We start from the raw sequence: 23,379 nt of genomic DNA, 5'->3' as shown, positions 1-23,379 counted from the left end.
TCTGTCGGTCGGGTTTGAGGATGAGGTTGGCAAGGGTAGACAGCAAATCTCAAAGCCGGCGCCCCCCCGCTGGGGGGGGGGGCGGGGGGGGCCCCCCCCCCCCCCCCCCCACCCCTTCACGAGGAGGTCACTGGCAGGCTTCGCAGTCGGGGTCGTCGATGCGGCAGGAGGCGCCTTCGGTGGCGACGAAGTCGATGTCGTCGACCTTCGGCAGTTCCTTCGGCTCGGCGGGCTTGGCGGCCGGGACCGCGGCGGGCACGGCCGCGGCGGGGCTCGCCGGCACGGCGGCCGACGGCGAGGGCGACGGTGCCGGCGAAGGAGCCGGAGCCGGCGTCGCGGCCGGAGCCGGAGCGGCGGCCGGGGCGGCCGAGACCGCGTTCAGCTTGCCGTCGGTGCCGCGCAGGGTGCTCTTCTCCACGTGCGTCGCCGACTGGGCGCGCAGGTAGTACGTGGTCTTGAGGCCCTTGTGCCACGCGTAGCGGTACAGCTCGTCGAGCTTGCGCCCGCTCGGCGCCGCGATGTAGAGATTCAGCGACTGCGCCTGGTCGATCCACTTCTGCCGGACCGAGCCGGCGTCCACGATCCACTTCGACTCGATCTCGAACGCGGTGGCGTAGAGCGCCTTCAGGTCGTCCGGCACGCGGTCGATCTGGCCGAGGCTGCCGTCGAAGTACTTCAGGTCGCTGACCATGACCTCGTCCCACAGGCCGCGGGCCTTGAGGCTCTTGACCAGGTGCGGGTTCACCACGGTGAAGTCGCCCGACATGTTCGACTTCACGTACAGGTTCTGGAACAGCGGCTCGATCGACTGGCCGACGCCCGAGATGTTGGAGATCGTCGCGGTCGGCGCGATCGCCATGACGTTGGAGTTGCGCATGCCGACCGTCTTCACGCGCTCGCGCAGCGGCGCCCAGTCCAGCGTCGTGGAGGTGTCGACGGCGAGGGCGTCGCCCTGGCGCGCGTCGATCAGCAGCTGCATCGAGTCGATCGGCAGGATGCCGCGGCTCCACAGCGAACCCTCGAACGTCTGGTACTGGCCGCGCTCCTCGGCGAGGTCGGTCGACGCCGAGATCGCGTAGTAGGACACGTGCTCCATGCTCACGTCGGCGAACTTCACCGCCTCTTCCGAGGCGAACGGCAGGCCGAGCTCGAACAGCGCGTCCTGGTAGCCCATGATGCCCAGGCCCACCGGGCGGTGGCGCAGGTTGGAGCGGCGCGCCTCCGGGATCGTGTAGAAGTTGATGTCGATCACGTTGTCGAGCATGCGGACGGCCGTGCGCACGGTCTTCTCGAGGCGGTTGGTGTCCAGGCCCTCGGGGGTGACGTGCTTGAGCAGGTTCACCGAGCCGAGGTTGCAGACCGCGACCTCGTCGATGTTGGTGTTCAGCGTGATCTCGGTGCACAGGTTCGAGGAGTGCACCACGCCGACGTGCTGCTGCGGCGAGCGCAGGTTGCACGGGTCCTTGAACGTGATCCACGGGTGCCCGGTCTCGAACAGCATCGTCAGCATGCGGCGCCACAGGTCGACGGCGCGCAGGCGGCGGAAGACCTTGATCTCGCCGCGGTCGGCGGCGGCCTCGTACTCGCGGTAGCGCTCGGCGAACGCGTTGCCGTAGAGGTCGTGCAGGTCCGGCGTTTCGTTGGGGGAGAACAGGGTCCACTGCCCGTCGGCTTCAACGCGGCGCAGGAACTCGTCCGGCACCCAGTTGGCCGTGTTCATGTCGTGCGTGCGGCGGCGGTCGTCACCGGTGTTCTTGCGCAGGTCGAGGAACTCCTCGATGTCCACGTGCCAGGTTTCGAGGTACGCGCACGCCGCGCCCTTGCGCTTGCCGCCCTGGTTCACGGCGACGGCGGTGTCGTTGGCGATCTTGAGGAACGGCACGACACCCTGCGACTGGCCGTTGGTGCCCTTGATGTGGGCGCCGAGGCCGCGGACCGGGGTCCAGTCGTTGCCGAGGCCGCCCGAGTACTTGGCCAGCAGCGCGTTGTTCTTGTACGCCTGGAAGATCGAGTCCAGGTCGTCGTCCACAGTGGTCAGGAAGCACGACGAGAGCTGGGCGCGCGTGGTGCCCGAGTTGAACAGCGTCGGCGTGCTCGCCATGAAGTGGAACGTCGAAAGCAGCTCGTAGAACTCGATCGCGCGGGCTTCGCGGTCGTCCTCGCGGATGGCCAGACCCATGGCCACGCGCATGAAGAACGCCTGCGGCAGCTCGAAGCGTGTGCCGTTGTGGTGCTGGAAGTACCGGTCGTACAGGGTCTGCAGGCCCAGGAACCCGAAGTCCAGGTCGCGCTCGGCGGCCAGCGCCGCGGTGATCTTGTCGAGGTCGAACGTGAGCAGCTCGCCGTCGACGAGCTCCAGCTCGACCGCACGGCGCAGGTAGGTGCGGAAGTACGCGGGGTACTCGGCGGTCATCTCGTCCTGGCTGGCCTGGCGCGGGCGCCCGGCGAGGTAGCTCAGGGCCTCTCCGCGCAGCTTGTCCAGCAGGAGCCGCGCACTCACGTACGAGTAGTTCGGCTCCTGCTCGACGAGCACGCGGGCGGCCATGATCTGCGCGAGGGCGAGCTCGTCGGCGCTGATGCCGTCGTAGAGGTTGCGCTTGGCCTCCGCCAGCACCGGCTCGGCGGACACGTCCTCGAGCCCGGCCACGGCCTCGCCCACCACGTGGGACACGCGGGCCCAGTCGAGCGGGCGCAGCGAGCCGTCGGTGCCCTTGACACTGATCGCGGCCTCGGCGGGCGCCGGCGTGGCGGCCTCGCGGGCCTTCGACCGCTCCTCGCGGTAGAGCACGTAGGCGCGGGCGACCTTGTGGTGCTCACCACGCATCAGGGCGAGCTCGACGAGGTCCTGGATCTGCTCGATGTGCAGGGCGGGCTCGGGGCCGGCGTGGCGCAGCAGGGAAGCCTCGACCTGCTCGGTCAGCTCGGCGACGACGTGGTGCACGCGCGAGGAAGCGGCCGCGTCGCCGCCCTCCACGGCGAGGAAGGCCTTGGTGAGGGCCACGCTGATCTTGCCGGCGTCGAACGGCGACACGCTGCCGTCGCGCCGGATCACGCGGACCGCGCTCGGTGCCGAGTCCGCCGACGAAGGCGGACGCTGACCGGTTTCCACTGACATGCGGGTCTCCAACAAAGTCGAAAATGGGCGCGCTTCATCGCCACACGGCCTCACAAGGCCGTGCGCTGCTGTTTCTCAAATCGGCCCGGCTGCCCTTCCTGAGCGGTCTCCCCGTCGCTGGGGGCTGCCGGTCCACAGAGACTACATCTAGGGGTTCGGGCTCGCACGTGCCCCAAGGGGTGGCGTGTCGCGGGCTCACCCTCGCGGGTTAGTCGATCACTCAGAGCGGCTGGTCGGGGGCGGTTCAGCCCCCGAAGACGAGGGTGAAGTCGCGCAGGCTCGCGCTCACGATCGGGCGACGTCCGGCCAGGAAGCCCAGCGGTCCGGCGGGGTTCACGGACCAGTCGGCGGCGGCCGCGTGCGGCTTCGCGCGCGACGTGACGGGGCTGCGCTCGAGCCGCCCGCCGAGCGTCTGCGCGATCTCGAACCGGGCGGGCAGGGCGGCCGGCAGCCCGGCGCGTCGGGAGAACGCGGCGGTGGCGATCCAGCCGTCGCCGGTGGCCGCGGTGAACTCACGGTCGCCGGTGAACTCGAGCGTCGCGAGGTCCTTCGGGATGCCCCACAGCTCGCGCCCGCCCGCGAGCGAGACCTCGCTGTCGACCCAGATGTCGGTGATCGACGCGGTGAGCCCGCCGCGCACGGCGACGGCGGCGAGCAGCTCGTGGTAGCTCAGCTGCCCGGGCGCGCGGTAGTCGATCCACGCGGTGAACACCGCGGCGTGGCCGCCGGTGGTGACGGGTTCGACGCCTTCGGGCAGTTCCGGCAGATTGCCGGCCGGGAGCAGCCACACGGACAGCTGCGCCTGGCCCGCGAGGTGCCAGGGTTCGGGCGGGTAGGCGGTCATTCCGCGATCCAGGGCAGGTAGGGCGGCAGGTCGCGGTCGACGCGGAGCTTGAACTCCGCCGGGCGTTTCTGGAGGAACGACAGCACACCCTCGATCGAGTCCGGGTTGGTGGCGATCCCGCCGATCAGCTTCGAGTCCACCTCGTGCACCTCGAACGGCGACGGCGCCGACGCCATCCGGTACAGCAGCTGCCGCGTCACGGCGACCGACACGGGCGCGGTGTTGGCCACGAGGTCGCGCGCGAGCTCGTAAGCCTTGTCCAGCACGGCTTCCGGCGGGTGGACGCTGTGGACGAGCCCCTTCCGCAACGCCTCCTCGGCGCCGAAGACGCGTCCGCTCACCATCCAGTCCACGGCCGTGCCCATGCCGACCAGGCGCGGCAGGAACCACGCCGACGCGCCCTCGGGGTAGATCCCGCGGCGCGTGAACACGAACCCGAACTTGGCGTCGTCGGCCGCCAGCCGGTAATCGCACGACAGCGTGATCGTGATGCCACCGCCCACCGCGGCGCCGCGCAAGGCGGCGATCACGGGCTTGTTCATGGTGAAGATCCGCTTGGAGCACCGCCCGGCCGGCTCCTGCCAGCCGTCGGGCGGGCCTTCGCCGTGCTCGAAGTCGAACCCGCCGGACGAGAGGTCGGCGCCGACCGAGAAGTCCTTGCCGCTGCCGGTGAGCACGACCACGCGCACGTCCTCGTCGCGGTCGGCGCGGTCCATGGCGTCGCCCAGCTCGTCGGCCATCCGCACGGTGTAGCCGTTGCGCGCCTGGGGCCGGTTCAGCTTGACCGTCGCGATCCGCTCGGCGACCTCGTAGGTGATGTCCGCGTAGGGGCTCATGGCTGGAACGGTAGGACAACGGGGTTCTACTGGCAATGTGTCAATAGTGGCTCCGGCCTCGATCGAGGAAAAAACAATCAGGCGCGCTTGATTTTTCCGCGGCCGGGGTGCGAGGGTAGGCCCAGGGACGCTGCCCGCGGACGAAGACGTCCGCACTCACGCAGACGCACGGAGGCGCAGGATGGCTGATCTCGGCGTGATCCTCGGGGATCTCGCGGCCGAATCGCAGGCGATCGACGACGTGGTGGCCGGGCTGCCGGCCGAAGGGTGGGCCAGGCCGACGCCGGCGGAAGGGTGGACGGTCGCGCACCAGATCGCCCACCTGGCCTGGACGGACTCGAAGGCGCTGATCGCCGCGGCCCGGCCCGAGGAGTGGCCGGCCGAGGTCGAGCACCTGCTGAGCGTGGGGGAGAACTACGTCGACCTCGCCGCCGAGGAAGGCGCCGCGACGCCGCCGGACGAGCTGCTCGCGCAGTGGCGCGCCGGGCGGACGGCGCTGTCCGAGGCGCTGGCCGCCGTGCCGGCCGGGCAGAAGCTGCCGTGGTACGGCCCGCCGATGAGCGCCGCGTCCATGGCCACCGCGCGGATGATGGAGACGTGGGCCCACGGCCAGGACGTGTTCGACGCGCTGGGGCTCACCCGCCGGCCGACCGGCCGCCTGTGGCACATCGCGCGCTTCGGCACGCGCACGAGGGACTTCGCGTACAAGCTCAACTCGCTCGCCCCGCCGCCCGAGGAGTTCCGCGTGGAGCTGGCGTCGCCGGACGGCACGACGTGGGCGTTCGGGCCCGAGGACGCCGAGCAGCGCCTCACCGGCAGCGCCGTGGACTTCTGCCTGGTCATCACGCAGCGGCGCCACCCCGCGGACACGGACCTGGTCGCGACCGGCGCCGACGTCGAGGAGTGGCTCACCGTCGCGCAGGCCTTCGCCGGCCCGCCCGGTGCGGGCCGGAAGCCGGGGCAGTTCGCATGAGCCGTGAACCGATCCGGATCGGGAACGCGTCGGGGTTCTACGGCGACCGGTTCTCCGCCGTGCGCGAGATGCTCACCGGCGGGCCGCTCGACGTGCTCACCGGCGACTACCTCGCCGAGCTGACGATGCTCATCCTCGGGCGCGACCGCATGAAGGACCCCGAACGCGGCTACGCCAAGACCTTCCTGCGCCAGATGGAGGAGAACCTGGGACTGGCCAAGGAAAAGGGCGTGAAGATCGTCGCCAACGCCGGTGGCCTCAACCCCGCGGGCCTGGCGACGGCGTTGCGGGAGCTGGCCGCGAAGCTCGGCGTCGACGTGCGGATCGCGCACGTCGAGGGCGACGACCTGATCGGGCGCGCCGACGAGCTCGGGTTTCGCCTGGGTGCGGGTACCCCGCAGGAAGGCAGCCCGTTGACCGCCAACGCTTATCTCGGCGCGTGGGGCATCGTCGAGTGCCTGAACGCCGGTGCCGACGTGGTCGTGACCGGCCGCGTCACCGACGCGTCGGTGATCGTCGGGCCCGCGGCCGCACACTTCGGCTGGACGCGTGAGGACTACGACGCGCTGGCCGGCGCCGTCGCCGCGGGTCACGTGATCGAGTGCGGCACCCAGGCGACCGGCGGCAACTACGCGTTCTTCCGCGAGCAGCCCATCGGCGTGCCCGGGTTCCCGATCGCCGAGATCCACGCCGACGGGTCCAGCGTCATCACGAAGCACCCCGGCACCGGCGGTGTCGTGAACACCGGCACGGTCACCGCACAGCTGCTGTACGAGATCACCGGCGCCCGCTACGCCAACCCCGACGTCACCACGCGGTTCGACACGCTGACGCTGGCCGAGGACGGCCCCGACCGCGTGCGCATCAGCGGCGTGACCGGCGAGGCCCCGCCGCCCACGCTCAAGGTCGCGCTGAACCGGCTCGGCGGGTTCCGCAACGAGACCACGTTCGTGCTCACCGGCCTCGACATCGAGGAGAAGGCCGCGCTCGTGCGTGAGCAGCTGGAGACGGCGCTCGAACGGAAGCCGCCCGCCGAGGTCCGCTGGACGCTCGCGCGCACCGACCACCGCGACGCCGACACCGAGGAACAGGCCAGCGCACTGCTGCACGTCGCGGTGAAGGACGCCGATCCGAAGATCGCCGGCCGCGCGTTCAGCGGCGCGGCGGTGGAGCTGGCGCTCGGGAGCTACCCCGGCTTCCACGTGACCGCTCCGCCTTCGGACGCCTCGCCGTACGGCGTGTACTCGGCGGCCTTCGTGGACGCTGCCGAGGTGCCCCACGTGGCGGTGCCGGCCGACGGTCGACGTATCGACATCGCGCCGGCCACCAAGACCCTCGCACTGACCGAAGTGGACGAACCCGCGCTGCCCGAGCCGTTGCCGGACGGGCCGGTGCGCCGCGTCCCGCTCGGGCGCGTGATCGGCGCGCGCAGCGGCGACAAGGGCGGCAGTGCCAACCTCGGCGTCTGGGTGCGCTCGGAAGAGGCGTGGCGCTGGCTCGTGCACCGGCTCACCGTCACCGAGTTCCGGCTGCTGCTGCCGGAAACCGCCCAGCTGCCGGTGAAACGGCACCTGCTGCCGAACCTGTGGGCGATGAACTTCGTGGTCGAGGACATCCTCGGCGAGGGCGTGGCCTCGCAGGCGCGGTTCGACCCGCAGGCCAAGGCGTTCGGCGAATGGCTGCGGGCGCGTGAGATCGACGTGCCGGAGGCGCTGCTGTGATCGTGGACCCGTTCGCGACGCCGGAGCGCAAACAGCTGCGGGCGACCGTGCGGCGGTTCGTCGAGAAGGAAGTGCTGCCGCACCTCGACGACTGGGAACGCGCGGGCGAGCTGCCGCGCGAGCTGCACCGCAAGGCCGGGGACCTCGGGTTGCTCGGCGTCGCGTTCCCCGAGTCGGTGGGCGGCGGCGACGGCAACTACCTCGACGCGCTCGTGGTCGCCGAGGAGATGCACTACGCGGGCGGCTCCGGTGGCCTGTTCGCGTCGCTGTTCACCTGCGGCATCGCCGTGCCGCACATCGCCGAGGCCGGCGATCCGGTGCAGGTCGAACGCTGGGTGCGCCCGACGCTCGCGGGCACGAAGATCGGTTCGCTGGCCGTCACCGAACCGGACGGCGGGTCCGACGTCGCCGGCATCCGCACCACCGCCGTGCGCGAGGGTGACGAGTACGTGGTCAACGGCGCCAAGACGTTCATCACCTCCGGCTGCCGCGCCGACTTCGTGACCACCGTCGTCCGCACGGGCGGCGAGGGCGCGCACGGCATCTCCCTGCTGGTGGTCGAACGCGGTACGCCCGGGTTCACGGTGTCGCGCAAGCTGGAGAAGATGGGCTGGGCCGCCTCCGACACCGCCGAACTGTCCTACGTGGACGTCCGGGTGCCGGTGGAGAACCTCGTGGGCGCCGAGAACAGCGGGTTCGCGCAGGTGGCCACTCAGTTCGTGACCGAGCGGCTCTCGCTCGCCGTGCAGGCCTACGCCCACGCGCAGCGCGCGCTCGACCTCACGCTCGACTGGTGCCGGCTGCGCGAGACGTTCGGCCGTCCGCTCATCTCGCGGCAAGTCGTGCAGCACAAGCTCACCGAGATGGCGCGCAAGACCGACGTCGCCCGCACCTATGCGCGCCAGACCGCCGTGCGCCATGTCTCCGGCGAAGAAGTGATCGCCGAAGCTTGTTTCGCCAAGAACACCGCCGTCGAAGCCGCCGAATGGGTGGTCAACGAAGCCGTGCAGCTGCACGGCGGGCTGGGCTACATGCGCGAGTCGGAAGTGGAACGCCACTACCGCGACGTCCGCATCCTCGGCATCGGCGGCGGCTCCACCGAGATCCTCACCGGCCTGGCCGCGAAGCGATTGGGATACACCGCATGACCGCACTGAGGTCCGTTGTGGACACCCGGGCCGGCGAGTTCGCCGCCAACCGTGAGTCCATGCTCGAGAAGCTCGCCGAGATCGACGCCGAGCACGCCAAAGCCGTGGCCGGCGGCGGCGAGAAGTACGTGGAGCGCCACCGCAAGCGCGGCAAGCTCCTGGCCCGCGAACGGATCGAGCTGCTCATCGACGAGGACTCGCCGTTCCTGGAGCTCTCGCCGCTGGCCGCGTGGGGCTCGGACTACCGCGTGGGCGCGAGCGTGATCACCGGCATCGGCGTCGTCGAGGGCGTGGAGTGCCTGATCTCCGCGAGCGACCCGACGGTCAAGGGCGGCGCGAGCAATCCGTGGACGACGAAGAAGAGCTTCCGCGCCGCCGACATCGCGGCGCAGAACCGCCTGCCGGTGATCAACCTCGTCGAGTCCGGCGGGGCGGATCTGCCGACGCAGAAGGAGATCTTCATCCCGGGCGGGCGGATCTTCCGTGACATCACGCGGTCTTCGGCCGCGAAGGTACCCACCGTCGCGCTGGTCTTCGGCAACTCGACCGCCGGCGGCGCGTACCTGCCGGGCATGTCCGACTACGTGGTGATGGTCAAGGAGCGCGCGAAGGTGTTCCTCGGCGGGCCGCCGCTGGTGAAGATGGCGACCGGCGAGGAGTCCGACGACGAGTCGCTGGGCGGTGCCGAGATGCACGCCCGCACCTCGGGCCTGGCCGACTACCTCGCGGCCGACGAGCAGGACGCGATCCGGCTGGGCCGCAGCATCATCAAGCGGCTCAACTGGCGCAAGCAGGGGCCCGCCCCGCAGCCGGACTACGCGGACCCGCTGTTCGACCCCGAGGACCTGCTCGGCATCGTCCCGAGCGACCTCAAGGTGCCGTTCGACCCGCGCGAGGTGATCGCGCGGGTGGTCGACGGCTCCGACTTCGACGAGTTCAAGCCGCTCTACGGGTCGAGCCTGGTCACCGGGTGGGCGAACATCCACGGCTATCCCGTCGGCATCCTCGCCAACGCGCAGGGCGTGCTCTTCAGCGAAGAGTCGCAGAAGGCCGCGCAGTTCATCCAGCTGGCCAACCAGATCGACACGCCGCTGGTCTTCCTGCACAACACCACCGGCTACATGGTCGGCAAGGAGTACGAGCAGGGCGGCATCATCAAGCACGGCGCGATGATGATCAACGCGGTGTCGAACTCGAAGGTGCCGCACCTGTCCGTCCTCATGGGATCGTCCTACGGCGCCGGGCACTACGGCATGTGCGGACGCGCCTACGACCCGCGGTTCCTGTTCGCCTGGCCGAGCGCGAAGTCGGCGGTGATGGGCCCGGCGCAGCTGGCCGGCGTGCTGTCCATTGTGGCTCGTGCCGCGGCCGCGAGCCGCGGGCAGGACTACAGCGAGGAGAACGACGCGGCGATGCGGGCCATGGTCGAGAACCAGATCGAGGCCGAGTCGATGCCGATGTTCCTCTCGGGCATGCTCTACGACGACGGCATCATCGACCCGCGCGACACCCGCACGGTGCTCGGCCTGAGCCTGTCGGCGATCCACAACGGACCAGTGAAGGGCGCCGAGGGTGGCTTCGGCGTCTTCCGGATGTAGGGGTGCAGTCGTGATCCACAACCTGCTGGTCGCCAACCGGGGCGAGATCGCCCGCCGGGTGTTCCGCAGCTGCCGCGACGCGGGCATCGGCACGACGGCCGTGTTCTCCGACGCCGACGCGGCCGCCCCGCACACGCGCGAGGCCGACGTCGCGGTCCGCCTGCCGGGCGACGCACCCGGCGACACCTACCTGCGTGCGGAGCTGATCGTGAAGGCCGCGGCCGACGCGGGCGCCGACGCCGTGCACCCGGGTTACGGGTTCCTGTCGGAGAACGCCGCGTTCGCGCGGGCCGTGCTCGACGCCGGCCTCACGTGGGTCGGCCCGCCGCCCGCGGCGATCGAGACGATGGGCTCCAAAGTGGAGTCGAAGCGGATCATGGCCGCCGCCGGCGTGCCGGTGCTGTCCGAACTGGACCCGGCCTCGGTGACGGACGCCGATCTGCCGTTGCTGGTCAAGGCTTCCGCCGGTGGCGGTGGCCGCGGCATGCGCGTGGTCCGGGAGCTGGGCGAGCTCGCCGAGGCCGTCGAGAGCGCCCGGGCCGAGGCCGGGTCCGCGTTCGGCGACCCGACGGTGTTCTGCGAGCGGTACCTCGAGACGGGTCGCCACATCGAGGTGCAGGTGCTCGCCGACAGCCACGGCACGGTGTGGGCGGTGGGGGAGCGCGAGTGCTCGATCCAGCGCCGGCACCAGAAGGTGGTGGAGGAAGCCCCGTCGCCGTTCGTCGACGAAGCCATGCGCGCGGAACTGTTCGACGCGGCGCGCAAGGCCGCGCAGGCCATCGACTACGTCGGCGCCGGTACGGTCGAGTTCCTCGCCGGGCCGGACGGGCGGTTCTACTTCCTCGAGATGAACACCCGTCTGCAGGTGGAGCACCCGGTGACCGAGAACGTCACCGGCCTCGACCTCGTGGCGCTGCAGCTCTCCGTCGCCCAGGGCGCGAAGCTGCCGCCGGAACCGCCCGCGCCGCAAGGGCATTCGATCGAGGTCCGGCTCTACGCCGAAGACCCGGCCGCGGGCTGGCAGCCGCAGAGCGGCACGTTGCACACCTTCGAGGTGCCGGGCGTCGACCGCGAGTTCACGCACGGCGCCGGGCTGCGGCTCGACTCGGGCGTGGAGAGCGGGTCCGTCGTCGGCGTGCACTACGACCCCATGCTCGCGAAGGTGATCACGTGGGCGCCGACCCGTGACGAGGCCGCCCGCCGGCTCGCCACCGCGCTGGCCGGCGCGAAGATCCACGGTGTGGTGACCAACCGCGACCTGCTCGTGAACATCTTGCGCCACAACGCGTTCCTCGCGGGCGAGACCGACACGGCGTTCTTCGACCGCCACGGCCTCGACACCCTGGCGAAACCGCTGGTCGGCGGCGACGCGGAGAAGCTCTCCGCCCTCGCCGCCGCACTGGCCGACGCCGCCGGCAACCGCGCGGCCGCGACCACGCTGGGCCGCCTGCCCAGCGGCTGGCGCAACGTGCGTTCGGCGAGCCAGCGCAAGGTGTTCACACGCGGCGACACGACCCACGAGGTCCGGTACTCGCTCGCGCGAGACGGACTGCGGGCCGAGGGGTTCGACGACGTGCGGCTGGTCTCGGCGGAGCCGGGCCGGGTGGTGCTCGACGTGGCCGGGCTGCGGCGCACGTTCACCGTCGCGCGTAACGACGGACAGTCCTTTGTGGACTCCGCACTCGGTGCGGTGACGTTCACGGCCGAGCCGCGGTTCGCAGACCCCTCGGCGGCGCTGGCGGCGGGCTCGCTCGTCGCGCCGATGCCGGGCACGGTCGTGCGGCTCGCGGTGGGCGTGGGCGACGCCGTGGCGGCGGGGGATCCGCTGCTGTGGCTGGAGGCGATGAAGATGGAACACCGGATCGCGGCCCCCGCCGACGGCGTGGTCACCGAGCTGCCGGTGGAGGTCGGGTTGCAGGTCGAGGTCGGCACGATTCTGGCTGTGGTGGGAGAAGCTGTGGTGGGAGAGCAAGCATGAACGCGATGAACTTCGTCGAGCCCGAGGAGCGCGTGGCGCTGCGCAAGGCGGCTTCGGAACTGGCGCGCAAGTACGGGCACGAGTACTACTCCAAGAAGGCCCGCTCGGGCGAGAAGACCGACGAGCTGTGGGACGAGGCCGGCCGGCTCGGCTACCTCGGCGTGAACCTGCCCGAGGAGTACGGCGGCGGGGGAGCGGGCATCGCCGATCTCGCCGCGGTGCTGGAGGAGTTCGCGGCCGCCGGCTCGCCGTTGCTGCTCATGGTCGTCTCGCCGGCGATCTGCGGCACGGTGATCTCGCGCTTCGGCACGGACGAGCAGAAGAAGCAGTGGCTGCCGGGGCTTTCCGACGGCAGCAAGAAGATGGTCTTCGCCATCACCGAGCCCGACGCCGGGTCCAACTCGCACAAGATCACCACCACCGCGCGCCGCGACGGCAGCGACTGGGTCCTGAGTGGACGGAAGGTGTTCATCTCCGGCGTCGACGAGGCCGACGCGGTGCTCGTGGTCGGCCGTACGGAGGACGCGAAGACGGGCCGCCTCAAGCCCGCGCTCTACATCGTGCCCACCGACACGCCGGGCTTCGAGTTCAAGCAGATCGAAATGGACCTGGTCTCGCCGGAGAAGCAGTTCGGGCTGTTCCTCGACGACGTCCACCTGCCGGCCGAAGCGCTGGTGGGCGAGGAGGACGCGGCGATCGCGCAGCTGTTCGCCGGGCTGAACCCCGAACGCATCATGGGCGCGTCGTTCTCGCTCGGCACCGCGCGCTACGCGCTCGACAAGGCCGTGGCGTACGCCAACGAGCGCCGGGTGTGGGGCGCGCCGATCGGCTCGCACCAGGGGCTGGCGCACCCGCTGGCGCAGATCAAGATCGAGCTGGAGCTGGCGAAGCTGATGACGCAGAAGGCGGCTTCGCTCTACGACTCCGGCGACGACTTCGCGTCGGGCGAGTCGGCCAACATGGCCAAGTACGCCGCCGCGGAGGCCGCGATCAAGGCCGTGGACCAGGCGGTGCAGACCCACGGCGGCAACGGGCTCGCGACCGAGTACGGCCTCGGCACGCTCGTGACCGCAGTGCGGCTGGGGCGGATCGCGCCGGTGAGCCGCGAGATGGTGCTCAACTTCGTCGGGCAGCACAGCCTCGGGCTGCCGAAGTCCTACTAGGAGTGACTGTGTCCGAAAAATCCCTGGCGGGCCGCACGATCATCATGTCCGGCGGCAGCCGCGGCATCGGCGAGGCGATCGCCCTGCGCGCGGCGGCCGACGGCGCGAACGTGGCTCTGCTGGCGAAGACCGCCGAACCGCACCCGAAGCTGCCCGGCACGATCTACACCGCGGCCGAGGCCATCGAGAAGGCCGGCGGCAAGGCGCTGCCCATCCTCGGCGACGTGCGCGACGACGAGGGCGTCGCCGCTGCCGTGGCGAAGACCGTCGAGCAGTTCGGCGGTATCGACATCGTGGTGAACAACGCCAGCGCGATCGACCTCACGCCCACCGAGCAGGTGAGCATGAAGCGCTACGACCTGATGCAGGACATCAACGCGCGCGGCACTTTCCTGCTGTCCAAACTGGCCATCCCGCACCTGCGCAAGTCGGCCAACCCGCACGTGCTCACGCTGTCGCCGCCGATCAGCCTCGACGAGAAGTGGTTCACGGCCGGGCATCTCGCGTACAGCATCGCGAAGTACTCGATGAGCCTGGTGACGGTGGGGCTCGCCGCGGAGCTCAAGAAGGACGGCATCGCGGCGAACTCGCTGTGGCCGCGCACCACGATCGACACCGCGGCGATCCGCAACGTCGTGGGCGCGGAGCTGGCCGACCGCAGCCGCACGCCGGAGATCATGGCCGACGCCGCGTACGCGATCCTCACCCGGCCCAGCCGCACGGCGACCGGCAACTTCTTCCTGGACGACGAGGTGCTCGCGGCGGAGGGCGTCACCGATCTGTCGAAGTACCGGATCGGCTCGTCGGAAGCGGACCTGCAGCTCGACTTCTGGGTCGATCCGGCCTGATGCTCCGGGAACCGCAGCAGGAGCGCAGCCGCACCACTCGCCGGCGGCTGATCGAGGCCGCGATGGACTGCATCGGCGAGCGGGGCTGGCACGGCGTCACGGTGGCCGTGATCGCCGAACGCGCCGGCGTGTCGCGCGGCGCCGCGCAGCACCACTTCCCGACGCGCGAGGACCTCGTCGCGGCCGCCGTGGAGCTGCTCGGGGAATCGCAGATCACCGAGCTGCGCACGAAGGCCGACGGGCTGCCGACGGGCGCGTCGCGGATCTTCGGTGTGGTGGAGATGGTGCTGAACCTCTACACCGGGCCGCTGTTCCGCGCCGCGCTGCAACTGTGGGCCGTGGCCTCCAGCGACGAACAGCTGAGGTCGACCTTGGCGCCGCTGGAGGCGCGCGTCGGGCGCGAGGCGCACCGCGTGACGGTGGAGCTGCTGGGCGTCGACGAGGCGAAGCCCGGGGTCCGCGAGCTGGTCCAAGCCACCCTGGACCTGGCCCGCGGCCTCGGCCTCGCCAACCTCCTCACCGACGACACCCGCCGCCGGCGCCAGATCGTGCGGGAGTGGGCCCAGACCCTGGAGACGCGACTGTCCGGAACCGGCGAGGCCTCGTGAACGTCACAACTTCGGCCTAATAAGATGTGGCTGTTAACACATTCGGCCCAACGGACGATGACTCCGAGTAAGTGGCTCCACCAGGAAGAAGGTCGGTACCGGTGTCCGGTTCAGAAGGCGCGGCAGTCGAGCTGACGCACCGCGCGATGGCGATGCTCAGGGCGGTCGCCGCCCACCGCGCGGAGATGACCACGAGCAGCGAGCCCGACCTCTTCATCGACGGTTTCGCCTGCTGCGACCAGATGACCGCCCACAACCTCGCCCACGGCGGCTACATCCGCCCCGCCGTACCGGACGCCGCGGGCCGCGTGCCCGCCGAACTGACCGAGGCCGGGCACGCCGCCCTGGAGATCACCGTCGCCGCCTGAGACGACCAGGTGACGTCACGGACGGGTGACGATTTCGCTCGCCCGTTCGGGTGATCTCTCGGCTCGGGTGTTGGTGGCCCGGGCTTCGGTCCTGCGTGGTTAGTGGTCCGGCCACGAGCTGAACCACACCGTGGCCGGACGATGGTCCAGGCCTGCGACCTGGGACGATGAGGTCGAACCACCCCGCACGAACGGCCCCAGTCGTCAGAGTTGTGCGCGGATTTCGCCCGCTCGTGCCGTCACGGTGTCGAGGACGCGTTTCGCTGCCTCCAGGTCCGCGGGGGCGATGCCGGCGAACAGCCGGTCACCAGCCGCCGTCGAGTCCGCAGTCAAGCGTTCGACCAGGTCGCGCGTGGCCGGGGTGACGTCGATGACGTCCCCGGCCGTCAGCCGGCCAGCCGTCGTCAGGCGGTCGAGCACCGAGCGCACCACCTCGGCGGGCGCGACCGCCGTCGCCGCGATGGTTTCCACCAGGGTGTCCGCGGGCTGGGCGCCATTGGCGACCGTCCGCAGGACCACGTAGTCCGTGAAGTCCAGACCTTCGCGGTCCAGCAACGTGGTGAGCAGGGAACGGGACGCGGCGGCGGCCAGGTTGAGGTCGCGGCCGCCGACGGCGCGGGCTGTGGTCATGGTCTTCTCGCTTCCGGTGGGGTCGTCACCCAGCAGGGTCTGCAGGGTGTCGCGGAACTGGCGGGTCCCCGCGCTTCGGGTGCCGCCGAGGTTCGCGGTGAGCTCCTCGTGCAGGTCGCGCACGAGAGTGATCGCCTCGGTGATCACCTCGTGGCCCCGCGCGGTGAGGTCCAGCCGTACGGCGCGCGGGTCGTCCGGGTCCGCGGGGCGGGTGACGAGGCCGGCCTGTTCGAGCGCCCGCGCCAGCTTCGACACGTGCAGCGGCTCGAGGCCCGTGTGGTCGGCCAGCTCACGCTGGCTCGGCCGGACCCCACGCACCACGAGGCCGGTGAGCGTGGCCAGCAGTGAGTACTGGGCGTGGGTGAGGCCGAGCGGCCGCACGGTCCGGTCGACGGCCGCCCGCCACTTCATGGACAGCCGCCACACGAGGTGACCGGTGGTCGGGTTCTTGAGGCGCACGAAAGATAATGTACATGGATACTATGTCCATGGCTACTATCCACCGGAAGAAACGGGGACCCCGCACGCAAGCGGGGTCCCCGTCGCAGCTCAGCCCTGGTACCCGGCCACGATCTTCGTGAACGCGTACTTCTCCTGGTCGATGCCGCTGCACTCGCCGCCGCCGCTGCAGTCGCGGTTGGTGGCCCAGAACGTGAAGCGGCCGAGGTGGTGGCTCGACGCGTAGTCGCGGATCGAGGTGAAGTTCGCGACGGACACGTTCTCCCCGGCGTTGTCGGTCTTGCCGTTCATCGACGACAGGCCGCTGTGCCGGTAGGCCTCGTCGTCGCTCCAGCCGAAGGCGGACTTCAACTGACCGGCGAGGCCGTCGACCGCCGACTTCGTCATCGCAGCCATGTCGCCGCCGCTGGAGAAGTCGAAGGGCATGACCGACCACACGTCGACGTTCGCGCCGATCGCCTTGGCCTGCGTGATGAGGCGGCTGCCCCACTCCGTCGGGCCCTGCGGGCTCGTGCCCATCGTGATGACGACGCGCACGCCCGGGTTCTTCTGCTTGGTGATCTTCACGGCGTTGAGGATCCGGTCCTGAACCGTCGCGTTCTCGAACTCGTCGGTGTTCTCGATGTCGAGGTCGATCGCCTTGAGCTGGTAGGCGTCGATCACCTTCTGGTACGCGCCGGCCAGGTCCTCCGGCGACCCGCACTGCGAGCCGAGCTTGGTGCCCGACCAGCCGCCGAACGACGGGATCACGTCGCCGCCGGCCGAGCGGATCTTCTGGATCAGGGCGGCGTCCGAACCGGTCAGGTCGCGGTTGCCGTCCCACTTCGGGTTGCAGCCGCCGTCGGACAGCATGAAGGCCAGCGTGAACGCCTTCACGCCGGTGGCCGACGTGGCCGCGGCGGGGTCGGTCTGCCCGCCCCATTGGTAGAGGTACGGCGAAGCGAGCACGGGGTCCGGCGCGGCCAGCGCCGACGGGGCGAGGCCGAGGGTGGTGGCCAGCGCGGCGCCCGCGGCGAGCGCGACAGTGGCCAGACGGCGCAAGGGTTTCATGGGTCCTCCAACGGTGGGGCGCACAGAGGGCGATGTGCCCGTCACGATGGACTAGACCATTAAAAAGTGTCAAGATTCCGATGCGGAAAGAAAAATACCACCGAAAGTCGGTAGTGGTCACGTGGGCGTCCGGTGATCATGGACTCGGCACGGCTGCCGTTGTCGTGCCCTGGAACGAAAAACGGGTCCGCGGCGAAAGATCCGCCACGGGCCCGCGAAACGACCGGAAGATCAAGCCTGGCCGTAACAACGCTCGAGCTCGTCGAGCCGGTAGAAGTAGCTGCCGCGGTGCACCGGCGCGCAGCTCGCCTTGAACGCGGTCTGCTTCTCGCTGTAGAGCATGCGCACGAGGTAGGTGTGGCCGTCGGTGTAGAGGTCCCACTGGATGTTCGCGGCCATCGGCGCCACCTGCGCGCCGCGGAACGGGTTGTTCGCGTAGGTGAACAGCTTGCTCTCGGGCTGCTGCTGGGTGCTGCCGGGCAGGCCGAGCAGCGACGCGAGCGGGAAGATCTCCTCGGCGTGGGTGAAGCGCAGCTCGGCGTCGCGCGTGGTGGTGCCGGCGCGCTTCGCGTCGAGCTGGGCGAACATGTCGCCGAGCAGGCCGCCGGCCATCTTGTACGTGATGTCGCTGCCGGAGAACGCGGGACCGTTCTCGTAGAAGGAAGTCACGTCGTCGAGGTAGCCGAACCACGAGGCCTCGTCGAGCGTGATGTAGCGGTCGAAGTGCCAGTGGCCCTCGCCCGGCAGGTCCACGGTCACCTGGTCCAGCGCGTACACCGCGTCGGCCGCGGCGATCTCGTCCTTGAACTGCGCGTGCTTCCCGGCCGCGATCTCGTCCACGAACTTCTTCGAGAAGCTGCGCTGCAGCACCGAACGCGCCACGGCGTGCGTGCGCGGCTGGTCCGTCGCGGCCTTCTCGGCGGCGGCCACCCGCGGGTCGTTGTCGACGTAGTCGTTGTACTCGACGTTCGACTTGTGGAAGTAGAGCAGGGTGTCGTCGGTGCGGGTGGCCGTGGTCGTCAGCCCCGGCTTCGCGGACTTGAGCCCCGCCACGAACTCGTTGGCGCTGTCCACTGTGCGCTGCTGGCTCGAGGCGACGACGTCGATCTTCGGCGTCGTGCCCTTGGCCGCGTCGGCGAAGAGCGACGGCAGCCGCCGCACCATGCGCTGGGCGGTGGTGCGCATCTCGCCGCGGCCTTCCTGGGTGAGCAGGCCGTAGCCGTCGCGGGCGTTGGCGGCGAGCAGCGCCTGCACGTCCGGGCCGAGCTGCTTGCCGACGCCGGTCAGCGCGCCCTCGGACTTCGCGGTGTTCCACAGCGCCAGCAAGGCGTCGCCGTCGTCGCTGTCGGAGAGGGTGCGCGCGCCGTGGCGCGAGACGTTCTCGGTGAACACCGGGCGGAACGACGAGGGCAGCCGCTCGTAGGAGGACAGGTCGCCCTGCGGCTCGTAGGCGGTCTTGGTGGTGAACGCGTCCGTCGCGTGCCCCTCGTGCGCCTGCGCGGGCAGGACGAACAGCCCTGACAATGCCAGTGCGGCCCCGCCGATTCCGGCCACAACACGTCTCATCGAGCTACCCCGCTGTCTGGTCTGGGTGAAAGGACGGCTCAGTAGACCCGCCGGTCGTGACGCGGTTCGGGACGGCGGGTATCGCGGCGGTGAATTCCCGGGGTTCCGGTGAGCGGGAAACGGTCGTGGCTCACGGGCCGGAAACCGCCGCCACACTTAAGACGGTGCCGAAACCGCGGTGAACCGGCTATTTTTTCGCAATGGTGGGGGATCCGGCGACGGCCGGAGGGGGTGAGCGGCGCCGGTTTCCCGTCGCCGTGGCGAACTGGGAGCTGTGGCGTGTGCGCACCCGCGCGCTGGCGGCGTTCGTGGTGTGCGTCGACGTGGTGGCGCTGGCCGCGACGGTCGCCGTGGCGGTGCTGCTCCCCGTGCCGCTCACGGGTTCCGCGAGGTTCGCCGTGCTGGCGGCGGGGCTGCTGGTGAGCGCGGAGCTGAGCCGCGCGGCCGAACGCGGACGCGGGGAAACGTTGCTGGGCCCGGGTTTCGGCACCCCGTGGGTGTTCGCCGGCGCGGTGGTGCTGCCGCCGGTGCCCGCCGTGGTGCTCGCGGTGGTCTCGGGCGCGCACCGGTGGCTGCGCGTGCGGCGGCGCGCGCCGTACCGGCAGGTGTTCGAGGTGGCCGCGACGGCGCTGGCCGTGCTGCTGGCCGGCCGGTTCCTCGCGTGGGCGGTGCCCGTCCCGCCGAGCTCGCTGGGCGACGTCCGCCTGATGGGACTGCTCGTGGTGGCCGCCGTCGTGTTCTTGCTCGTCGACGCGGCGCTCACCGGGGTCGTGCGCGGCTATCGGCAGGGTGTGGCGGGGCTGCTGTTCGACGTCGCGATGGCCGGGTTGGGCATTGCCCTCGCCTGGGCCGTGGTGGATTCACCGCTCGTCGTGCCGCTGCTCGCCGCGGCGCTCGTGGTGCTGCACCGCGGCGGCGTCGGCGCCACCCCGCGCGCCGCGCCGACGGCCGACCCGGGCACGGGCGCCCTCACGGCGTCCGCCTGGTGGGACGCCGCGCGCGGGCAGCCGGCCCCGGCGTACTCCGTGCTGGTGCTCGACCTCGACCGCTTCGGCGACGTCAACGCCCGCCACGGCCGCCGCATCGGCGACGCCGTGCTGCGGGCCATCGCCGACGCGCTGCGCGACGAAGTCCGCTCGGCCGACCTCGTCGGGCGCTCCGGCGGTGGCGAGTTCGCCGTGTTTCTCCCCGGTACCAAGCCGTTCGACGCGCTCGCCATCGCCGAGCGCATCCGCCTGCGTGTGGCGTCGACGGCTGTCGCGTTGAAGGCGCCCTACGGCAGCCCGCAGTTCGCGTGGGCGACGGTCTCCGTCGGCGTCGCATCCCGTCCCGCTGACGGCGACACGGCGGCCGCGGTGTTCGCGGCCGCCGTGAAAGCCGTGCGGCGCGCGAAAGCCGGCGGTCGCAACCGGACGGTGTGCGCCGGCAGTCCGGAAGCCCAGTAGCCCCGTAGCCCGGTAGCTCAGTCCGAAGTGGACGGCACGCCGATGTCCTCGAACCACAGCTGCGGCCGGGTCTCGATGAACTCCTCCATCAACCCCGTGCACGCGGGGTCGTCGAGGATGTCGATGCGCACGCCGTGCTCGGCGAGCCAGTCGTGGCCGCCGGAGAAGGTCTTGGCTTCACCGATGATCACCCGCGGGATGCCGAACTGGCGCACCAGGCCGCTGCAGTACCAGCACGGCGAGAGCGTGGTGACCATGATCGTGTCGCGGTAGTGGGGGCGGCGCCCGGCGTTGCGGAACGCCGTGGTCTCCGCGTGCAGCGACGGGTCGCCGTCCTGCACCCGGCGGTTGTGGCCGCGGCCGAGGAGTGTGCCGGAGCTGTCGAAGAGGGCGGCGCCGATCGGCACGCCGCCCTCGGCCTTCCCGAGCTCGGCCTCCTCGCGGGCGACGGCGAGCAACGCGTGTGGATCGATCTGCATGGTCACCACTTCACCGGCCCCGCTCGCGGAAGGCAAGTCCACGGACATCGAGGACCGATCCTGTCCGCGAGGTCTGGCAGAGTGGCCCGCATGTACGGAACCTCGGAGCGGCTGCTGCGGCTGTTGTCCCTGCTGCAGGCCCGGCGCGACTGGCCGGGGCCGGACCTGGCCGACCGGCTGGGCGTCGACGTGCGCACGGTCCGCCGCGACGTCGAGCGGCTGCGCGGCCTCGGTTACCCGGTGCACGCGACGCCCGGGGTCGCGGGCGGCTACCGCCTGGGGGCCGGCGCCGCGCTGCCGCCGTTGCTGCTGGACGACGACGAGGCCGTGGCCGTCGCGGTCGGCCTGCGGACGGCGGCGAACGGCACGGTGTCCGGCATCGAGGAGACGTCGGTGCGGGCGCTGGCCAAGCTCGAACAGGTGCTGCCCGCGCGGCTGCGCCACCGCGTGAGCGCCATGGGTTCGGCGATGCTGCAGCTCGGCGGCGGGGGACCGGTCGTCGACGCCGAGGTGCTCACGGTGATCGCCGCGGCCTGCCGTGACCACGAACGGCTGCGCTTCACCTACGCGAACCACACCGGCCAGGTCACCGAGCGTGACGTCGAGCCGCTGCGCCTGGTCCACACCGGCCGTCGCTGGTACCTCGTCGCCTACGACCTGCGCCGCGACGGCTGGCGCACGTTCCGCGTCGACCGGATCGAAGCCGTGCCGGCGCCCGGGTTCCGCTTCACGCCGCGCGAGCCACCCGCAGAGGACCTCGCCGCGTACGTGTCGCAGGCGATCTCTTCGGCGCCGTACGCGCACCAGATGTCCCTGCTCGTGTCGGTGCCGGCGGAGGAGCTCGCGGCCCGCGTGCCGCCGACCGCCGGCACCGTCGAGCCCGTGGACGAGCACACGTGCCGGCTGCGAACCGGCGCGACCGACCTCGCGGCGGCGCCGTTCTACCTCGCGCAGTGGGACTACGACTTCGTGGTGGAAGACGCGCCGCCCGGCCTGCTCGACCGGCTGGCGCGCATCGCGGACCGCTTCGCCGCGGCGGCGGCGCGCAGCTGAGCGGCCCGCGGGTCAGGCGGTCCGCGTGCCGAGCATCCGCAGCACCAGCTCGCTGTACTCCTTGCCCAGCGCAGCCGGCGTCTGACGCGTCCGCTCGCTGTACCAGCGGGCCACGTCGACACCCAGCGACAGCACCGCGCGCGCGGCCGTGTGCGAATCGGTCACGGAGAACGCACCGGACTCGGCACCCGCGGCGATCACGTCGCGCACGATGCGCTCGATGCGCCGCCGCAGCTCCGTGACGACTTCGAACTCCTTCTCCGGCAGCGCGTTGAGCTCGTACTGCACCACCCGCGCCACGGTGTGGCGCCGCGCGTGCCAGGCCACGAAGTCCTCGACCACGAGCCGGATGCGCTCGACCGGGTCCTCGGCCTTCTCCAGCGCGTTCTCCACCAGCGCCAGCGTCTGCTCGTGGCCGCTGCGGCTGATCTCGAACAGCAGCGCCGCCTTCGACGGGAAGTGCACGTACAACGCGGCGGGGCTCATGCCCGCGGCTCCGGCGATGTCCCGCGTGGTCGTGGCGTGGTACCCACGCTTCGCGAAGGACTCCACCCCGGCCAGCATCAGCCGGCGCGCGGTCTCGGGCTGTACGTCGGGCCACAGCTCGGCCGAGAGCGAAGTCGTCATCCGGCGATCCTCCCAGATCAGCTGCCGCGCCCGGCGGGCGTGAACCGAGCCCATTCTAAGCGCTTGCTTTGTGCAGAGATCCGGTGATGCGTCCCCGAAACGGGGATGTCCCACGAAGGAGCTCACCGACACCAAGGTGCAGACCCGCGGAGGAAGCCGGTCACACGCGATCCCTCCGCTCGTCGTCGGGCTCGCCGAGCAGTTCCGGGGTGACGTTCTCGTCGTAGCGGTGCAGTGCGAGCGCCCGCGCGTAGCGTTGCGCGATCCGGGCCATCACCGATTCGCCCGGCGCCTCGGTCACGCCGAAGACGGTTCCCCGGTAGTCGAGCGGTTCCATCACCGCGGCGATGCGGTCCCACTGCTGCGGTGGGATCAGCCGAACCGGGTCACCGCCGGCGAACCAGCCGATCGGCACCGTGGTTCCCGGCGGAACCACGGTGTTCACGTGGACCACGGCCCCGAACCCGACATCGGCGCCGGACCCGATGCGCGCGCCGTTGTACAGCATCGCCCCGGTCGCGACGCGCGCGTTGCCTTCCATGACGCATCCGCTGAGGTGAGCGTGCGGCCCGACCAGGACGTGGTCCCCGAGCCGAACCGGATGGCGCAGGGAGCCGCGCAGCACCGCGTGCTCCATGATCACGCAGTGCGCGCCGATCTCGACCGGCCCTCCCTCCGCGGTCAGCACGGCGCCGAACAGGACCCGGCTGTGCGGCCCGACGGTGACATCTCCGCACAGCACGGCTGTCGGGGCGATGTACGCCGACTTGTCGACCCGCGGGTGCCGGTGCTGGTGCTCGATGAAAACCGCGCCGCGGCCGACCGGGTGCAGGTAGTCCTCGGGAAATGTCATCGCGCCTCCGATCGGTT

Annotated in this window: 20 protein-coding genes; 11 read left to right on the top strand and 9 right to left on the bottom strand. The window is 71.0% G+C overall.

The features are described 5' to 3' along the window. Nucleotides 1–127: 127 nt before the first annotated feature. From AB0878_RS39540 to AB0878_RS39530, 3 genes are all read right to left on the bottom strand, one after another. On the bottom strand, nt 128–3,115 hold the full coding sequence (locus tag AB0878_RS39540) for a ribonucleoside-diphosphate reductase subunit alpha (protein WP_366586290.1): 2,988 nt from the start codon (nt 3,113–3,115) through the stop codon (nt 128–130). A gap of 244 nt (nt 3,116–3,359) precedes the next feature. After that, nucleotides 3,360–3,959 (bottom strand): acetoacetate decarboxylase family protein, encoded by a 600-nt coding sequence (locus tag AB0878_RS39535; RefSeq protein ID WP_366586288.1) that lies wholly within the window; start codon nt 3,957–3,959, stop codon nt 3,360–3,362. Further along, complete coding sequence (locus AB0878_RS39530) at nt 3,956–4,795, bottom strand: enoyl-CoA hydratase-related protein (protein ID WP_366586286.1); 840 nt, start codon at nt 4,793–4,795, stop codon at nt 3,956–3,958. Before AB0878_RS39530 ends, AB0878_RS39535 begins: the two co-directional genes overlap by 4 nt. A gap of 181 nt (nt 4,796–4,976) precedes the next feature. Here AB0878_RS39530 and AB0878_RS39525 point away from each other — a divergent pair, with 181 nt between their 5' ends. From AB0878_RS39525 to AB0878_RS39485, 9 genes are all read left to right on the top strand, one after another. Beyond that, complete coding sequence (locus tag AB0878_RS39525) at nt 4,977–5,768, top strand: TIGR03084 family metal-binding protein (RefSeq protein WP_366586284.1); 792 nt, start codon at nt 4,977–4,979, stop codon at nt 5,766–5,768. Beyond that, nucleotides 5,765–7,489, top strand: coding sequence for an acyclic terpene utilization AtuA family protein (locus AB0878_RS39520; protein ID WP_366586282.1), 1,725 nt, complete (start codon nt 5,765–5,767; stop codon nt 7,487–7,489). Before AB0878_RS39525 ends, AB0878_RS39520 begins: the two co-directional genes overlap by 4 nt. Further along, the gene (locus AB0878_RS39515; protein ID WP_366586302.1) at nt 7,489–8,637 is read left to right on the top strand and encodes an acyl-CoA dehydrogenase family protein; all 1,149 of its coding nucleotides are present in this window, start codon (nt 7,489–7,491) and stop codon (nt 8,635–8,637) included. The genes AB0878_RS39520 and AB0878_RS39515 overlap by 1 nt, the downstream gene beginning before the upstream one ends. Continuing rightward, nucleotides 8,634–10,235 (top strand): carboxyl transferase domain-containing protein, encoded by a 1,602-nt coding sequence (locus tag AB0878_RS39510; RefSeq protein WP_366586280.1) that lies wholly within the window; start codon nt 8,634–8,636, stop codon nt 10,233–10,235. Before AB0878_RS39515 ends, AB0878_RS39510 begins: the two co-directional genes overlap by 4 nt. 10 nt (nt 10,236–10,245) lie before the next feature. Beyond that, the gene (locus AB0878_RS39505; RefSeq protein ID WP_366586277.1) at nt 10,246–12,213 is read left to right on the top strand and encodes a biotin carboxylase N-terminal domain-containing protein; all 1,968 of its coding nucleotides are present in this window, start codon (nt 10,246–10,248) and stop codon (nt 12,211–12,213) included. Continuing rightward, entirely contained in the window at nt 12,210–13,376 is a 1,167-nt protein-coding gene (locus tag AB0878_RS39500) for an acyl-CoA dehydrogenase family protein (RefSeq protein WP_366586275.1), read from the top strand. Before AB0878_RS39505 ends, AB0878_RS39500 begins: the two co-directional genes overlap by 4 nt. 44 nt (nt 13,377–13,420) lie before the next feature. Continuing rightward, nucleotides 13,421–14,224: an NAD(P)-dependent oxidoreductase gene (locus AB0878_RS39495; protein WP_366586300.1), complete on the top strand. Its 804-nt coding sequence runs from the start codon at nt 13,421–13,423 to the stop codon at nt 14,222–14,224. After that, nucleotides 14,224–14,832, top strand: a complete 609-nt coding sequence (locus AB0878_RS39490) for a TetR/AcrR family transcriptional regulator (protein WP_366586273.1) — start codon at nt 14,224–14,226, stop codon at nt 14,830–14,832. The genes AB0878_RS39495 and AB0878_RS39490 overlap by 1 nt, the downstream gene beginning before the upstream one ends. A 101-nt stretch (nt 14,833–14,933) precedes the next feature. Then, a complete protein-coding gene (locus AB0878_RS39485; protein WP_366586271.1) occupies nt 14,934–15,200 on the top strand; it encodes a hypothetical protein in 267 nt (88 codons plus the stop codon). A gap of 204 nt (nt 15,201–15,404) precedes the next feature. On the opposite strand, the gene AB0878_RS39480 is transcribed toward AB0878_RS39485, so the two are convergent. From AB0878_RS39480 to AB0878_RS39470, 3 genes are all read right to left on the bottom strand, one after another. Further along, nucleotides 15,405–16,289 carry a MarR family transcriptional regulator gene (locus AB0878_RS39480; RefSeq protein ID WP_366586269.1) on the bottom strand — a complete coding sequence of 295 codons (885 nt, stop codon included), beginning with the start codon at nt 16,287–16,289 and terminating at the stop codon, nt 15,405–15,407. 90 nt (nt 16,290–16,379) lie between these two features. Continuing rightward, nucleotides 16,380–17,339, bottom strand: a complete 960-nt coding sequence (locus AB0878_RS39475; protein ID WP_366586267.1) for a chitinase — start codon at nt 17,337–17,339, stop codon at nt 16,380–16,382. A gap of 231 nt (nt 17,340–17,570) precedes the next feature. Continuing rightward, the gene (locus AB0878_RS39470; RefSeq protein WP_366586265.1) at nt 17,571–18,905 is read right to left on the bottom strand and encodes a histidine-type phosphatase; all 1,335 of its coding nucleotides are present in this window, start codon (nt 18,903–18,905) and stop codon (nt 17,571–17,573) included. 200 nt (nt 18,906–19,105) lie between these two features. Between AB0878_RS39470 and AB0878_RS39465 the strand changes: the two genes are divergently transcribed. Next, entirely contained in the window at nt 19,106–20,350 is a 1,245-nt protein-coding gene (locus AB0878_RS39465; RefSeq protein WP_366586263.1) for a GGDEF domain-containing protein, read from the top strand. 17 nt (nt 20,351–20,367) lie between these two features. Here the strand turns inward: AB0878_RS39465 and AB0878_RS39460 are convergent, their stop codons facing one another. Continuing rightward, nucleotides 20,368–20,829 (bottom strand): nucleoside deaminase, encoded by a 462-nt coding sequence (locus AB0878_RS39460; RefSeq protein WP_366586260.1) that lies wholly within the window; start codon nt 20,827–20,829, stop codon nt 20,368–20,370. A gap of 90 nt (nt 20,830–20,919) precedes the next feature. Here AB0878_RS39460 and AB0878_RS39455 point away from each other — a divergent pair, with 90 nt between their 5' ends. Continuing rightward, nucleotides 20,920–21,882, top strand: coding sequence for a YafY family protein (locus AB0878_RS39455; RefSeq protein WP_366586257.1), 963 nt, complete (start codon nt 20,920–20,922; stop codon nt 21,880–21,882). Between the two features lie 12 nt (nt 21,883–21,894). Here the strand turns inward: AB0878_RS39455 and AB0878_RS39450 are convergent, their stop codons facing one another. Together AB0878_RS39450 and AB0878_RS39445 are read right to left on the bottom strand one after the other, a co-directional pair. Then, complete coding sequence (locus AB0878_RS39450; protein ID WP_366586254.1) at nt 21,895–22,509, bottom strand: TetR/AcrR family transcriptional regulator; 615 nt, start codon at nt 22,507–22,509, stop codon at nt 21,895–21,897. 160 nt (nt 22,510–22,669) lie between these two features. Next, complete coding sequence (locus AB0878_RS39445) at nt 22,670–23,362, bottom strand: gamma carbonic anhydrase family protein (RefSeq protein ID WP_366586252.1); 693 nt, start codon at nt 23,360–23,362, stop codon at nt 22,670–22,672. Nucleotides 23,363–23,379 lie beyond the last annotated feature (17 nt).

Source organism: Amycolatopsis sp. NPDC047767 (assembly GCF_040704195.1).
Lineage (GTDB): Bacteria > Actinomycetota > Actinomycetes > Mycobacteriales > Pseudonocardiaceae > Amycolatopsis.
Note: the sequence above shows the minus strand (reverse complement) of the source record. Positions and strands in the feature narration are given on the sequence as shown.

Coding starts and splice junctions, on each gene's coding strand:
- AB0878_RS39540 (WP_366586290.1), bottom strand. CDS start 3,115: ATGTCAGTGGAAACCGGTCAGCGTCCGCCTTCGTCGGCGGACTCGGCA.
- AB0878_RS39535 (WP_366586288.1), bottom strand. CDS start 3,959: ATGACCGCCTACCCGCCCGAACCCTGGCACCTCGCGGGCCAGGCGCAG.
- AB0878_RS39530 (WP_366586286.1), bottom strand. CDS start 4,795: ATGAGCCCCTACGCGGACATCACCTACGAGGTCGCCGAGCGGATCGCG.
- AB0878_RS39525 (WP_366586284.1), top strand. CDS start 4,977: ATGGCTGATCTCGGCGTGATCCTCGGGGATCTCGCGGCCGAATCGCAG.
- AB0878_RS39520 (WP_366586282.1), top strand. CDS start 5,765: ATGAGCCGTGAACCGATCCGGATCGGGAACGCGTCGGGGTTCTACGGC.
- AB0878_RS39510 (WP_366586280.1), top strand. CDS start 8,634: ATGACCGCACTGAGGTCCGTTGTGGACACCCGGGCCGGCGAGTTCGCC.
- AB0878_RS39500 (WP_366586275.1), top strand. CDS start 12,210: ATGAACGCGATGAACTTCGTCGAGCCCGAGGAGCGCGTGGCGCTGCGC.
- AB0878_RS39495 (WP_366586300.1), top strand. CDS start 13,421: ATGTCCGGCGGCAGCCGCGGCATCGGCGAGGCGATCGCCCTGCGCGCG.
- AB0878_RS39490 (WP_366586273.1), top strand. CDS start 14,224: ATGCTCCGGGAACCGCAGCAGGAGCGCAGCCGCACCACTCGCCGGCGG.
- AB0878_RS39475 (WP_366586267.1), bottom strand. CDS start 17,339: ATGAAACCCTTGCGCCGTCTGGCCACTGTCGCGCTCGCCGCGGGCGCC.
- AB0878_RS39470 (WP_366586265.1), bottom strand. CDS start 18,905: ATGAGACGTGTTGTGGCCGGAATCGGCGGGGCCGCACTGGCATTGTCA.
- AB0878_RS39465 (WP_366586263.1), top strand. CDS start 19,106: ATGGTGGGGGATCCGGCGACGGCCGGAGGGGGTGAGCGGCGCCGGTTT.
- AB0878_RS39460 (WP_366586260.1), bottom strand. CDS start 20,829: ATGCAGATCGATCCACACGCGTTGCTCGCCGTCGCCCGCGAGGAGGCC.
- AB0878_RS39455 (WP_366586257.1), top strand. CDS start 20,920: ATGTACGGAACCTCGGAGCGGCTGCTGCGGCTGTTGTCCCTGCTGCAG.
- AB0878_RS39450 (WP_366586254.1), bottom strand. CDS start 22,509: ATGACGACTTCGCTCTCGGCCGAGCTGTGGCCCGACGTACAGCCCGAG.
- AB0878_RS39445 (WP_366586252.1), bottom strand. CDS start 23,362: ATGACATTTCCCGAGGACTACCTGCACCCGGTCGGCCGCGGCGCGGTT.